This is a genomic window from Pseudomonas sp. R11F, from assembly GCF_050312575.1.
GTDB lineage: Bacteria > Pseudomonadota > Gammaproteobacteria > Pseudomonadales > Pseudomonadaceae > Aquipseudomonas > Aquipseudomonas palleroniana.
This window is the reverse complement of sequence record NZ_JBNPJU010000053.1, coordinates 86906-99262: the sequence shown is the minus strand read 5'-3', so window position 1 is coordinate 99262 and position 12357 is coordinate 86906. Positions and strand designations below refer to the sequence as shown.

At 59.9% G+C, this 12357-nt stretch carries 13 protein-coding genes and 1 tRNA gene; 10 read left to right on the top strand and 4 right to left on the bottom strand.

Annotated elements, in window-relative coordinates; all coding sequences use genetic code 11:
* Positions 1-418 precede the first annotated feature (418 nt).
* Positions 419-1948, top strand: a complete 1530-nt coding sequence (locus tag ACQRBV_RS15030) for an NCS1 family nucleobase:cation symporter-1 (RefSeq protein ID WP_244385276.1) — start codon at positions 419-421, stop codon at positions 1946-1948.
* 13 nt (positions 1949-1961) lie between these two features.
* The gene (locus ACQRBV_RS15025) at positions 1962-2684 is read left to right on the top strand and encodes an aspartate/glutamate racemase family protein (protein WP_060756248.1); all 723 of its coding nucleotides are present in this window, start codon (positions 1962-1964) and stop codon (positions 2682-2684) included.
* A gap of 131 nt (positions 2685-2815) precedes the next feature.
* On the opposite strand, the gene ACQRBV_RS15020 is transcribed toward ACQRBV_RS15025, so the two are convergent.
* Positions 2816-3739 carry a LysR family transcriptional regulator gene (locus tag ACQRBV_RS15020; protein WP_411985670.1) on the bottom strand — a complete coding sequence of 308 codons (924 nt, stop codon included), beginning with the start codon at positions 3737-3739 and terminating at the stop codon, positions 2816-2818.
* A gap of 126 nt (positions 3740-3865) precedes the next feature.
* Between ACQRBV_RS15020 and ACQRBV_RS15015 the strand changes: the two genes are divergently transcribed.
* Entirely contained in the window at positions 3866-4612 is a 747-nt protein-coding gene (locus ACQRBV_RS15015) for a 3-oxoacyl-ACP reductase family protein (protein WP_161549585.1), read from the top strand.
* Positions 4613-4792: 180 nt separating this feature from the next.
* Here the strand turns inward: ACQRBV_RS15015 and ACQRBV_RS15010 are convergent, their stop codons facing one another.
* On the bottom strand, positions 4793-5482 hold the full coding sequence (locus ACQRBV_RS15010) for an HAD-IA family hydrolase (protein ID WP_104994527.1): 690 nt from the start codon (positions 5480-5482) through the stop codon (positions 4793-4795).
* Between the two features lie 150 nt (positions 5483-5632).
* Positions 5633-6601 carry an NAD-dependent epimerase/dehydratase family protein gene (locus ACQRBV_RS15005; protein WP_411985671.1) on the bottom strand — a complete coding sequence of 323 codons (969 nt, stop codon included), beginning with the start codon at positions 6599-6601 and terminating at the stop codon, positions 5633-5635.
* 93 nt (positions 6602-6694) lie between these two features.
* Between ACQRBV_RS15005 and ACQRBV_RS15000 the strand changes: the two genes are divergently transcribed.
* The 5 genes from ACQRBV_RS15000 (at position 6695) to ACQRBV_RS14980 (ending at position 10158) form a co-directional block, all read left to right on the top strand.
* Positions 6695-7579 (top strand): LysR family transcriptional regulator, encoded by an 885-nt coding sequence (locus tag ACQRBV_RS15000; protein WP_411985672.1) that lies wholly within the window; start codon positions 6695-6697, stop codon positions 7577-7579.
* A 55-nt stretch (positions 7580-7634) separates the two neighbouring features.
* Entirely contained in the window at positions 7635-8213 is a 579-nt protein-coding gene (locus ACQRBV_RS14995; RefSeq protein ID WP_060756253.1) for a DUF4337 domain-containing protein, read from the top strand.
* Between the two features lie 166 nt (positions 8214-8379).
* A complete protein-coding gene (locus ACQRBV_RS14990) occupies positions 8380-8715 on the top strand; it encodes a hypothetical protein (protein ID WP_060756254.1) in 336 nt (111 codons plus the stop codon).
* Between the two features lie 79 nt (positions 8716-8794).
* A complete protein-coding gene (locus ACQRBV_RS14985; RefSeq protein ID WP_244700093.1) occupies positions 8795-9835 on the top strand; it encodes a DMT family transporter in 1041 nt (346 codons plus the stop codon).
* A 68-nt stretch (positions 9836-9903) separates the two neighbouring features.
* Complete coding sequence (locus ACQRBV_RS14980) at positions 9904-10158, top strand: short-chain dehydrogenase (RefSeq protein ID WP_411985673.1); 255 nt, start codon at positions 9904-9906, stop codon at positions 10156-10158.
* A gap of 82 nt (positions 10159-10240) precedes the next feature.
* On the opposite strand, the gene ACQRBV_RS14975 is transcribed toward ACQRBV_RS14980, so the two are convergent.
* Positions 10241-10330, bottom strand: a tRNA-Ser gene (locus ACQRBV_RS14975).
* 336 nt (positions 10331-10666) lie between these two features.
* Between ACQRBV_RS14975 and ACQRBV_RS14970 the strand changes: the two genes are divergently transcribed.
* Positions 10667-11359 carry a crotonase/enoyl-CoA hydratase family protein gene (locus ACQRBV_RS14970; RefSeq protein ID WP_104994565.1) on the top strand — a complete coding sequence of 231 codons (693 nt, stop codon included), beginning with the start codon at positions 10667-10669 and terminating at the stop codon, positions 11357-11359.
* A gap of 212 nt (positions 11360-11571) precedes the next feature.
* On the top strand, positions 11572-12294 hold the full coding sequence (locus ACQRBV_RS14965) for a 1-acylglycerol-3-phosphate O-acyltransferase (RefSeq protein WP_411985674.1): 723 nt from the start codon (positions 11572-11574) through the stop codon (positions 12292-12294).
* Positions 12295-12357: the final 63 nt, after the last annotated feature.

Here is a 12357-nt window from a genome sequence, read left to right as displayed (position 1 = left end):
TTCAGCCAGATTGCTGGTTACTGACACACCGCTATCGGGAGCAAGCCCCCTCCCACATTTGTTTTGTGTTATCCATGATAAATGTACACATAGATGTAACGATCGGTGCCATTTATGTGTGCATCTTTTTCGTCACAGCACCAAAACGTAACACCCGCACTCATGCATTATTTCGCTCTGAATCAGCTTCCTCCTGCCTTCAAAAATAAATACCTGTTCAAATGGTCAATTTATATCCATTCAAATTCAGATAGTTATCAAAAATACATATAAAAACGAAATTAGACAGCCGTTTAATAGATCGAAAACTGGCACGCATGTGGCTTAAGGTGAAATAGGTTTTGTATACAATAAATACAAATCATACATACACTTTGCCATCCGCGGCTCGCTCGCAGATGCGCTGGAGCCTGCCGGAATGCGTACAAGTCTTTCGAATAACATCGCACTGGATCTGCCCTCCTCCGCCCTGACCCCCGAGGCTACAAGCCCTGGCCCCCTGGTGCTCAGCCCGCGCTTGCACAACAAAGACCTGGCACCCACCAAGCGCGAAGGCCGGCGCTGGGGGCGCTACAGCATTTTTGCGCTGTGGACCAACGATGTGCACAACATCGCCAACTATTCATTTGCCATCGGCCTGTATGCGCTGGGGCTCGGCGGCTGGCAGATCCTGTTATCCCTGGGTATCGGCGCGGCACTGGTGTACTTCTTCATGAACTTGTCGGGGTTTATGGGGCAGAAGACCGGTGTGCCGTTTCCGGTGATCAGCCGTATCAGCTTCGGTATCCATGGCGCACAGATCCCCGCGCTGATTCGCGCCGTCATTGCGATTGCCTGGTTCGGTATCCAGACCTACCTGGCGTCGGTGGTTTTCCGCGTGTTGCTATCGGCGATTCATCCAGGCTTTGCCGACTATGACCACAACTCGATCCTTGGCCTGTCGACCCTGGGCTGGGTGTGTTTCGTGACGATCTGGTTCGTGCAGTTGGCGATCCTGGCGTATGGCATGGAGATGGTGCGTCGCTACGAAGCCTTCGCCGGGCCGGTGATCCTGGTGACCGTGGCCTCATTGGCCGGTTGGATGTATTTCCAGACCGCAGGTGATATCGCCTGGTCGATCCGCGAGCCGCTGAGCGGCGGCGAGATGTGGCGCAATATCTTTGCCGGCGGCGCGTTGTGGCTGTCCATCTATGGCACGCTGATCCTTAATTTCTGCGACTTCGCCCGCTCTTCACCGTGCCGCAAGACCATCCTGGTGGGCAACTTCTGGGGCTTGCCGGTGAACATCCTGGTATTCGCGGCGATCACCGTGCTGCTGTGCGGCGGCCAATTCCAACTCAATGGCCGCGTGATCGAAAGCCCTACCGAAATCATCGCCGCCATCCCCAATACCTTCTTCCTGGTGCTGGGCTGCCTGGCCTTCCTGATCGTCACCGTGGCGGTGAACATCATGGCCAACTTCGTGGCACCGGCCTTCGTGCTGAGCAACCTGGCGCCCAAGTACCTGAACTTCCGTCGCGCCGGGTTGATCAGCGCCACCGTGGCGGTGCTGATCCTGCCGTGGAACCTCTACAACAGCCCGCTGGTGATCGTGTATTTCCTCTCCGGCCTGGGTGCGCTGCTGGGGCCGTTGTACGGGGTGATCATGGTCGATTACTGGCTGATCCGTAAAAGCCGGGTGGATGTGCTGCAGCTGTACAGCGAAGATCCCAACGGTGCTTATTACTACAGCCACGGGATCAATTTGCGCGCAGTGGCGGCGTTTGTGCCTGCGGCGGTGATCGCGATTCTGCTGGCGCTGTTGCCTGGTTTTGCCGGTGTCGCGCCGTTTTCCTGGTTGTTTGGCGCCGGTATTGCAGGGTTGCTGTACCGGTTGATCGCCAAGCGCCAAGCGTTCTACGCCGATGTCAGCGGCGAAAGCATTGCAGTCGATAACGTCAGTCACTAATCAAGGACACTCCATGCGTATCCTCGTGGTCAACGTCAACACCACCGAATCCATCACCGACACCATCGCCCAACAGGCGCGGGCCGTGGCTTCGCCCGGCACCGAGATCGTCGGGCTCACCCCCTACTTCGGCGCAGAATCGGTAGAAGGCAATTTTGAAAGTTACCTGGCGGCCATTGCCGTGATGGATCGGGTGATGGCCTACGACCAGCCATTCGATGCGGTGATTCAGGCCGGTTACGGCGAGCACGGCCGTGAAGGCTTGCAGGAGTTGCTGAATGTGCCGGTGGTGGACATCACCGAAGCGGCCGCCAGCACTGCGATGTTCCTGGGCCACGCCTATTCAGTGGTGACCACCCTGGACCGCACCGTGCCGCTGATCGAAGACCGCCTGAAACTCGCAGGCTTGTACCAGCGTTGTGCCTCGGTGCGGGCCAGTGGCATGGCGGTATTGGAGCTGGAAGAAAACCCGTTGGCCGCGATGGAGGCCATCGTGCGTCAATCGGAACTGGCCATCAGTGAAGACAAGGCCGAAGTGATCTGCCTGGGTTGCGGCGGCATGGCCGGGCTGGACGAACAGATTCGCCGGCGCACGGGCGTACCGGTGGTGGATGGCGTGACAGCGGCGGTGACCATTGCCGAGTCGCTGGTGCGACTGGGTTTGTCGACGTCGAAGATCCGGACCTACGCAACGCCACGACCGAAGAAAGTGATTGGCTGGCCGGGCCGGTCCTGATGCCCGTCAGTGGAGGCTTAACGCTGTCACTGTGGGAGGGGGCTTGCTCCCGATGGGCCGCGCAGCGGCCCCTGCTTTGGGTTTGAAAGGGCTGGGCCTGCTGCGCAATCCATCGGGAGCAAGCCCCACATTCAGACTGCGCTGAACCTTTTCCCTAGCCCCTGCTCGGCAAACTGTTCGATGATGAAATCCACAAAGGCCCGGGTCTTGCCGGGCAGCAGTTTGTGTTCGGCGTAATAGAGTGAAATGTTGCCGTCGTCGACGTACCAATCAGGCAGTACCCGCACCACCTCACCGCTGTCGAGGAACGGCACTGCCATCGGCATGCTCACCAGCGCAATGCCTAAACCCTGGGCACTGGCGCAGCACGCCGCCTCGGAGTCGCTCATGGTCATGCCGAGCTTGAGCACCAGCGGGCGGTGCTCGCGCTCCCGACTGGTGAGTTGCCAGGAGCGCACGCGGCCTGTCTGCGGCGAACGGATCAAGATGCCGCTGCAGCTCGCCAGATCTTCGGGATGCAAAACGGGCGGGCACTGTGCGAGGTAGGCCGGCGCCGCCACCAACACCCGATGGGCCGGCGTGAGCTTGCGTGCAACCACCCCTTGGGGCAATTCGAATCCACCGCCGATCGCCGCGTCAAAACCCTGGCCGATCAAATCGACTTGGCGGTTATCAAAATGCCAGTCCGGCCTGATATCCGGAAAGCGCTGCATGAACTTGCCCAGCAACGGCACCACGTACCGATTACCGAACACCGTGCCCATGCTGACCTTGAGCGTGCCCACCGGGCGCCCCTGCGCACTGGCCAGGTTGGCCACGGCATTTTGAATAGTGGTGAGGCTGGCGCCGACTTCTTCGAGAAACAGCTGGCCGGCTTCGGTCAAGGTCAGGCGCCGGGTGCTGCGCTGGAACAAGCGCACACCCAGGCGCGCTTCCAGCTTGGCAACACTTTTGCCCACCGCCGCCGGAGTCAGGCTCAGGTGCCGGGCGGCTTCGGCAAAACTGCCGCCTTCAGCGCTGCGCACAAAGCATTCGATACCGCCAAAGCTCTCCATATCGCCCCACTCTAAACTTTTGGTTTACACAGACTATAGCAATCACGGTCTACCGGGCGCGATGGCCCAGGCCGATACTCGCTTCCAACCACAAGGCATTCCGCCTTGAACAGCTCGGAGATCGACATGACCACACAAAACCTCAGCGGCAAAGTTGCCTTGATCCAAGGCGGTTCCCGCGGCATCGGCGCCGCCATCGTCAAGCGCCTCGCCGCGCAAGGTGCAGCCGTTGCCTTTACCTACGTCAGCTCGGCCGACAAGGCGCAAGCATTGCAAAACAGCGTGATCAGCGAAGGCGGCAAAGCCTTGGCGATTCATGCCGACAGCGCCGATGCCACGGCGATACGCCAGGCGGTCGACACCACCGTCGCAGCGTTCGGCGGCCTGGACATCCTGGTGAACAACGCCGGTGTGCTGGCCATCGGGCCGCTGGAAGAGTTCAAGCTGGAAGATTTCGACCAAACCCTGGCGATCAACGTGCGCAGCGTGTTTATCGCCACTCAGGCAGCCGCCAAACACATGAAAGACGGTGGCCGCGTGATCAACATCGGCAGCACCAACGCCGAGCGCATGCCGTTTGGCGGTGGCGGGCCGTATGCCATGAGCAAATCCGCGCTGGTGGGGCTGACCAAAGGGCTGGCACGGGACCTCGGGCCGCGTGGTATCACCGTCAACAACGTACAGCCTGGGCCGGTGGACACCGACATGAACCCGGCGAACAGTGATTTTGCGGAAAGTTTGATTGGGTTGATGGCGGTGGGTCGGTATGGGCATGTGGAAGAGATTGCCAGCTTCGTCGCTTATCTTGCGGGGCCGGAAGCCGGCTATATCACAGGTGCCAGTCTGACTATCGATGGTGGTTTCAGCGCTTAAACCACTGTGGGAGGGGGCTTGCTCCCGATGGACTGCGTAGCAGGCCCATTTTTGAGGCCGCTGCGCGGCCTATCGGGAGCAAGTCGAATCGTCGCACCGCCCCTCCCACAATGACCGCGTTAATCCTTAACTGACTGGCATCAGGGCATGCCCCCTCTCACACTATTTGATCGTGTTTGTTCAGGACATCGGCGGCAGGCCATAGGCGGCGAGATCGAAGTCTGCAAGTTTGCGAATGATCTGGTCAGCATGCTGGTACTTGCTGTCAGCCATGGCTTCATCCGGCACGGCGATGGCGGTCATATGCGCGGCTTTCGCAGCGGTAACGCCGAACGGCGAATCTTCGAAGACCAGGCAGTCCTCGGGCGCGACGCCCAGGCGGCGGGCGGCGGTGAGGAAGATGTCGGGGGCCGGTTTGGCGGCGCCGACTTCCGGGTCATCGGCCGTGACGATGGTGTCGAACAGAGCAAACCACTCGCGGTGCAGAGTGGTCTTGTGGCCAAACGAATTACGCGACGAACTGGTGCCCACGGCAATCGGAATATGGTGTGCTTTCAAATGCCGCACCAGCGCTTCGGCACCGGGCATGCCCAAAGCCTTGGGGAAACGCTCGCTCATCAGCGGTTCGCGGATGGTCAGGAACTGCGCCGGTGTGATCGGCAGGTCCAGTGCCTTGACCACATAATCGGCCAGGTCCTGGGCGCCGCGGCCAATGATGTGCTGCTTGATACCCCAGTCATAGGTTCGGCCGTAGCGTTCGGCGATGATCTGCGTCACTTCGGTGTAGATGCCCTCAGTGTCCAGCAACAACCCGTCCATATCGAATATCACGGCCTTGATCGGACCGACAGCGCTACGCGGTGCATTCATCACAACAGAACCTGGAGGAAGGACTAAAAGGATTCAGCACAATAACGGCCACGCTTGTCGGCAGGCAACCCTTTGCCATGACCGTCCACCCTGCAACGGCGCAGGAAACGGCAGTGGAACTGATCAATCTCGCGGTGTAGATGCGCTTGATCAGGCGGGCTCAGGCAGGCAGCCCAGACCGTCCAATGTGGCCTCCACCGCCTGGTCCAGCGGCGTATGAGGTTCCCTGCCCAACACCGCGACCAGGCGTTCGTTGCCCATGCGCAATGGGGTGCGCCAGAGGTAACGCATCTCCTGCATCTCGCGGAACGTGACGACAAAGGGCGCCGCCACCTTCAACAGCCACCAAGGGAACGGGCCTACGCGGGGTTGCTGACCCGTCCTGCGTAACACCACGCGCTGGATGGCCTCGCTCATCTGTGTGCCATCGGCATCGACGAAGCCCTCCATGTGAAAACGGGCGAACGCGTCAAGGGTGGCACGGCGCTCAAGCAACTCGAGCATCGTGCGCGCCACGTCCGGCAAATAGGCCCACTGATGCAACACGCCACGCGCGCCCGGATAACTCACTTTGGCGACCGGTTTTCCAGGCTTGATCAGCCCCATGGAAAACCAGTTATTGGACGCACGGGCGCCGAAAAAATCCCCGGCGCGTACGATCAAGACCCGCGCCCCTTGGCGGGAGGCGTCGAGCAAGCGTTGCTCCAGTTGCACACGGATCGCCCCTTTGCGCGTCTGCGGGTGCTGGGGCGAATCCTCATGCGGCAGCGCAAACGCATCCGGCCCGAAGTTATACACCGTGCCCGGCAACAGGATGGTCGCGCCCTCGGCAATCGCCGCCGTGATGGTGTTGTCGATCATCGGCAGTACCAGCCCGGCCCAATTGCGGTAGCCCGGCGGGTTGACGGCATGGACGATCACCTCGCAACCACGCGCTGCCGCCAGTACTTGCTGCCGATCGAGTGCGTCGCCCTTGAGCCAGGTGAGGCCAGGGTTTCGCCGACGGGCCCTGTCGACATCCCGAGTCAACGCAAGCACGTCCCAACCCGCCGCTGCCAGTTGCTGCGCGACCTCGCCACCAATGCCACCGGTTGCACCCAATACCAGAACCTTGCTCATCACACTCTCCCACGTTGGTTGGTGAGCGCATTCTGTTCCGGACCCGGCTATAGAGGAATTGCCCAAGACCCACCAGTCGCTATACATTTATGCATGGCATCGAATATTGGTTGGGAGCTTTACCGGTCGTTCCTGGGTGTACTCAAGGAAGGATCGTTGTCGGGGGCCGCGCGGCTGCTCGGCATCACGCAGCCTACGGTGGGCCGGCATATCGCTGCGCTGGAAACGGCGTTGGACGTGGTGCTGTTCACACGTTCACCGACAGGGCTGCTGCCGACGGCGGTGGCGCATACCTTGCGCGCCCACGCTGAAACCATGGAACGCACCGCCGCCGCCCTCGAGCGTGCCGCCTCCTCCCACGGTGACGAGGTGCGCGGTGTGGTGCGGGTTTCCGCGAGTGAAGTCGTCGGCGTGGAATTGCTGCCACCGATCATCACTCAATTACGCCGTGAGCATCCGCACCTGCGGGTCGAACTGGTGCTGACCAACCGCCTCAGCGACCTGCTGCAACTGGAAGCCGACATCGCCGTGCGCATGGTCCGGCCCAGCCAGGAACAACTGGTGGCGCGGCGCGTAGGCCTGATCGAAGTCGGCCTGCACGCCCGTGATGATTACCTGCAACAACGGGGCGTGCCCCTGCACATGCAAGACTTGGCCAACCATTCGGTGATCGGCTTCGACCAGGAAAACGCCTTCATCCGCAGCCTGGCCATCAAGGGCTTCGAACGCAGCGCCTTCGCCCTCTGCAGCGACAGCGACCTGGCACAACTGGCACTGATCCGCGCCGGTGCCGGCATCGGTGGCTGCCAAGTGCAACTGGCCAAGCGCGACCCACGCCTGCAGCGAGTGCTGCCGCAGTTTTTCGCGCTCAAACTGGACACCTGGGTGACCATGCACGAGGACCTGCGCAACAGCCCACGCTGTCGGGTGATGTTTGATGCATTGGTGGCCGGTTTGCAGCGTTACGTACAGCTTTGAGACAGCTTCACTGGTAAAGAATCAGGCTTCCCAGATTCCGTGTGCAGAATCCCCCATGTCCGAAGCCTTCGAAGTCCCCAGCCCCCACGAAAAACACATCGAACACACCACCGAACATGCCCACGGCCGCGGTGACAATTTCGCCAGCCGCATTGCCGTGATGACCGCGCTGATGGCCACCCTCGGCGCCATGCTCAGCTACCAGGCCGGCTCCACCGAAAGCGAAGCGGCAATGGACAAGAACAACGCCGCCATCATCAAGACCGAAGCCGCCAACCAGTGGAATTACTACCAGGCCAAATCCAGCCGGCAAAACCTCGCCGAACTCGCCGCACACATCCCCGGCGTCGACGCGGCGCACTACAACGACGAAGTGCAGCGCTACAAAAGTCAGAAGGAAGAAGTGCGCAAACAAGCCGAAAAACTGGAGGCCACCTCCCGAGAGTGGGATCAGAAATCCGAAGAGGCACTGCACCAGCATCACCGCTGGGCTCAGGCGATGACGGCGATTCAGATCGCGATTTCGTTGGCGGCGATTACCTTGCTCACGCGGCGTGAATGGCTGAAGCGCATGTCCTATGCAGCGGCGGGTGTGGCGGTGGTGCTGGGCAGCCTGGCGTGGCTGCATATCTGACGCCAAGCACGTCCCGGTGCGCGGGTATCCGCGCCTGTCAGCCTGGGCGTAAGTGCGGGTATGAAAGTGAAACCTTTGGCTGGCGGATTTCAATCTGCCAGCTGAGCGATTAGAGTGTCGCGCCCCGGGAAATTGGATCCCGGGATTGAGTTCATGGAGTTATTCAGTGAAGTACGTCAGTAAAGTGGTTGCAGCAGCAGTTCTGGGTTTCACCCTTGCAGGTTGCACCGGTACCGCGATCAAATCCCCGCATTACGACAGCAGCCAATACACCGTTTTGGGTCACAGTGAAGCCAGCGCCACCGGCATCATGCTGTTCGGCTTGATCCCGATCGGCCAGAACAGCCGTTTCGTGCGCGCGCAGGACGCGGCCATCAAGGCCAAAGGCGGCGATGCGTTGATCAACACCCAAGTGCAAGAAAACTGGTTTTGGGCCTGGGTGCTCAGCGGTTACACCACCAAGATCTCGGGTGATGTGGTCAAGCTCAAAACTGCGCAATAAATGATCGTGAAATAGTCAAAATCGCCAGGGCTCAGGCCCGCGCGCGACGTATCATGGGCCATACCTTCGAGGATGGCCCATGAACCTCAGTATCCTTTACGCCCTTGCGGCCGCCGCCCTGTTCGGCGCCAGCACCCCACTTGCCAAAAGCCTGGGCCTTGGCCTCTCGCCCATACTCCTCGCCGGCCTGCTCTATCTTGGCAGCGGTATCGGTCTGGCCGGTGTGCGCTGCATACGTGATCGCGGCTGGAAACCTAGCGGATTGGCCCCCTCGGAATGGCCCTGGCTGCTCGGCGCCATCGTCTTCGGCGGCATCCTCGGGCCCGTCGCCCTGATGTTCGGCCTGACCCGCACCGCCGGGGCCACGGCTTCATTGATGCTCAACCTCGAGTCGGTACTGACTGCGGTTATCGCCTGGCTGGTGTTCAGGGAAAACGCCGACCGCCGTATCGTGCTCGGTATGCTCGCCATTGTGCTGGGCGGCGTAGTGCTGTCCTGGTCCGACGGCGGCGCTACCAGCCAGGACTGGACGGGACCGTTTGCCGTTGCGCTGGCCTGCCTGTGCTGGGGGATCGACAACAACCTGACGCGCAAGGTATCCGCATCTGACGCCCTGTTTATCGCAGGCGCCAAGGGTTTGATTGCCGGGTGGGTGAATTGCAGCTTGGCGCTTTATCTCGGCGCGCAGCTCCCGAGCGCCGTGCAACTTGCGCCCGTGTTGCTGGTCGGGTTTCTCGGCTATGGCATCAGCCTGGTCCTGTTCATACTGGCACTCCGCGGGCTAGGTAGCGCCCGCACCGGCGCCTACTTTTCGACAGCGCCCTTCCTCGGGGCTGCGGTTGCCTTATGGGTGATGGACGAGTCGGTCACCGTCGCGTTCTGGATCGCGTCGGCGTTAATGGCTATCGGCGTGTGGCTGCACCTGACAGAGCGACATGCCCATGAGCATCTGCATGAAGCGACGGAACACGGGCATCGCCATGTGCATGATGAGCATCACCAGCATGACCATGACTTTGAATGGGACCCGGCGGTGCCGCATAGCCACGTGCATGTGCACAGTGCGATGAAGCATAGCCATGCGCATTTTCCGGACGTGCATCATCGGCATAGGCATTGAGGAGTGGCGTTTTCACGGAACGTATCAAGGCCGCTCAGCGCTGCCCTGAAAACAGCCTTCGTTCAAGCGTGGTCGCCGTTGTGAGCTTTACGCTCGTACTCCCAGCCTTTGCACGCCAATCGCCTCTGGAAATACTGCTAGAGGCCGCGACCTATCGACTTCGCGCCGTGACCCAGGTCCTTGAGAATCTCGCACTACGCAGTGAAATAGGCAGTGATGCCGTCGTGCTCAGTGATTTTGCCCTGCTCTGCTCAATTCCACTACGCGATGGGTGCGATCTGCTGGATGTCATTGGGCGCCGGCTGGACATGCCGTGTACATGATCTAGAACGGGAAATTTCCAAGCCCAGAAAGCACAAAACCCCTGGTTTCTTTCGAAACCAGGGGTTTTGTTTACATCGAATTTGGCGGTGAAGGAGAGATTCGAACTCTCGATACAATTTCTTGTATACACACTTTCCAGGCGTGCTCCTTAAGCCACTCGGACACTTCACCGTATCTCGTCAAACCAGTTCAGTCTGTCGAGGCGCGCTAATGTAGTCGAAAGCCTTTCCGATGGCAAAGGTTTTTTTCAGAATTTTCATGCGGTTAGACGGTTATGTCATAACCCGCCTGGTGAGGGACGGTGATTCTGCCATTCTTGGGCATGGGTAGCGTGAGCCTGGGACGCTCGGTGCGCCCTGCTCCGGGCCGTCTAAGCTTGGGTGTGGCGTAAAAGCCTGACTGGGTAGTCAGTCACGGCGCTTTACCGGGGCGGGCGTGGTGGGTAACGTCTGCGTATGCATTTCTATCCATAGCTTCTCTATAACAAGTCTTACAAGGAACCGCGTCATGAGTGAGTTGATTGCCTACCACCTCGAAGACGGTATCGCGACCCTGACCTTGAGCAACGGCAAGGTGAATGCCATTTCTCCGGCGGTGGTCAGTGAGTTCAATGCGGCGCTGGATCAGGCCGAGAAAGACCGGGCCGTGTTGGTGATCACCGGGACGCCGGGGATACTGTCGGGGGGTTATGACTTGAAGGTGATGACCGCCGGCCCCAAAGAGGCGATCAGCCTGGTGACGTCGGGTTCGACGTTGGCGCGTCGTTTGTTGTCCCATCCGTTTCCGGTGATCGTCGCTTGCCCTGGGCATGCGGTGGCCAAGGGCGCGTTCCTGTTGTTGTCGGCCGATTATCGGATTGGTGTGGAAGGCCCGTTCAGCATCGGCCTGAATGAAGTGGCGATCGGCATGACCATGCACCACGCCGGTATCGAATTGGCGCGGGATCGCCTGCGTAAGTCGGCATTTCAGCGTTCGGTGATCAACGCCGAGATGTTCGATCCGCAGGGCGCCTTGCATGCCGGCTTCCTGGATAAGGTCGTCGCCCCCGAAGAGTTGCACGCAGCGGCCCTGGAAGCGGCGCGTCAGTTGAAGAAGATCAATATGAACGCCCACAAGCACACCAAGTTGAAAGTGCGCAAAGCGCTGCTGGAGGCGTTGGATGACGCAATCATTCAGGATCAGGGTCATGTCCTGAGCTAAATCCTCACAACTGCAGCATCAGAGCCCGACCTTGAGTCGGGCTTTTTCTTACAGATAAATCAGAATCATCTTTAGGCGCTCTAGTCGGGCGATGTCGGTGCATATTGAAACATGTGCTTAAACATCGCCTATCTCCCACGTCTGCAGGGGCAATTGCCGAACCCAGTGCACACCCGTACACTGCGTCACCCTTGTCCCGATGGTCCGTGTCGATGCTTTTTCTGCTACGTATGCTGTTGATGGGCCTGCACTTTATCGTCGCCGGTGTGCTCGGTGTAGTGTTGGGCCTTTGCCGTCCGTTCAACCCGGACAACAGCCGCCTGTGCGCCCGCCTCTATGCGCTGCCGGCCATGTGGCTCTTGGGCCTGAACGTGAAAGCGCAGGTCGACTCGCTGCGCAACAAGCCCGGCACCTGCGTGATCATCGCCAACCACCAGTCCAACTATGACTTGTTTGTGTTCGGCACCGTGGTGCCTCACCGCACGGTGTGCATCGCCAAGAAGAGCCTGAAATGGGTGCCGCTGTTCGGCCAGTTGTTCTGGCTGGCGGGCAATGTGCTGATCGACCGAGGCAATGCCTACAAGGCACGCCGGGCAATGCTTACCACCACCCATACGTTGCAACATGAGAACACGTCGATCTGGGTGTTCCCGGAGGGCACACGCAACCTGGGCAAAGGCTTGTTGCCGTTCAAGAAAGGCGCATTCCATATGGCGATTGCGGCCGGAGTGCCGATCGTGCAGGTGTGCGTCAGCAACTACATCACCCATATGCAGCTCAATCGCTGGAACAGTGGGGATGTGCTCATACGGTCGTTGCCGCCGATTCCTACGGTTGGGCTGACTTCGGATGACATCCCCCAGTTGATGCAGACTTGCCAGATGCAGATGGATGAATGCATCGCGCAGATGGATCTTGAGTTGCGGGCTGCTTGAACACCGCCCGGGGGGGCGCTTCGTCCCCCAGCGCGAGCAAGCTCGCTCACCACAAAAAGCTCG

What these genes read in the sequence shown, in the direction of transcription:
- ACQRBV_RS15030 (WP_244385276.1), top strand. Translation starts at nt 419, where the DNA reads ATGCGTACAAGTCTTTCGAATAACATCGCACTGGATCTGCCCTCCTCC.
- ACQRBV_RS15025 (WP_060756248.1), top strand. Translation starts at nt 1,962, where the DNA reads ATGCGTATCCTCGTGGTCAACGTCAACACCACCGAATCCATCACCGAC.
- ACQRBV_RS15020 (WP_411985670.1), bottom strand. Translation starts at nt 3,739, where the DNA reads ATGGAGAGCTTTGGCGGTATCGAATGCTTTGTGCGCAGCGCTGAAGGC.
- ACQRBV_RS15015 (WP_161549585.1), top strand. Translation starts at nt 3,866, where the DNA reads ATGACCACACAAAACCTCAGCGGCAAAGTTGCCTTGATCCAAGGCGGT.
- ACQRBV_RS15010 (WP_104994527.1), bottom strand. Translation starts at nt 5,482, where the DNA reads ATGAATGCACCGCGTAGCGCTGTCGGTCCGATCAAGGCCGTGATATTC.
- ACQRBV_RS15005 (WP_411985671.1), bottom strand. Translation starts at nt 6,601, where the DNA reads ATGAGCAAGGTTCTGGTATTGGGTGCAACCGGTGGCATTGGTGGCGAG.
- ACQRBV_RS15000 (WP_411985672.1), top strand. Translation starts at nt 6,695, where the DNA reads ATGGCATCGAATATTGGTTGGGAGCTTTACCGGTCGTTCCTGGGTGTA.
- ACQRBV_RS14995 (WP_060756253.1), top strand. Translation starts at nt 7,635, where the DNA reads ATGTCCGAAGCCTTCGAAGTCCCCAGCCCCCACGAAAAACACATCGAA.
- ACQRBV_RS14985 (WP_244700093.1), top strand. Translation starts at nt 8,795, where the DNA reads ATGAACCTCAGTATCCTTTACGCCCTTGCGGCCGCCGCCCTGTTCGGC.
- ACQRBV_RS14970 (WP_104994565.1), top strand. Translation starts at nt 10,667, where the DNA reads ATGAGTGAGTTGATTGCCTACCACCTCGAAGACGGTATCGCGACCCTG.
- ACQRBV_RS14965 (WP_411985674.1), top strand. Translation starts at nt 11,572, where the DNA reads ATGCTTTTTCTGCTACGTATGCTGTTGATGGGCCTGCACTTTATCGTC.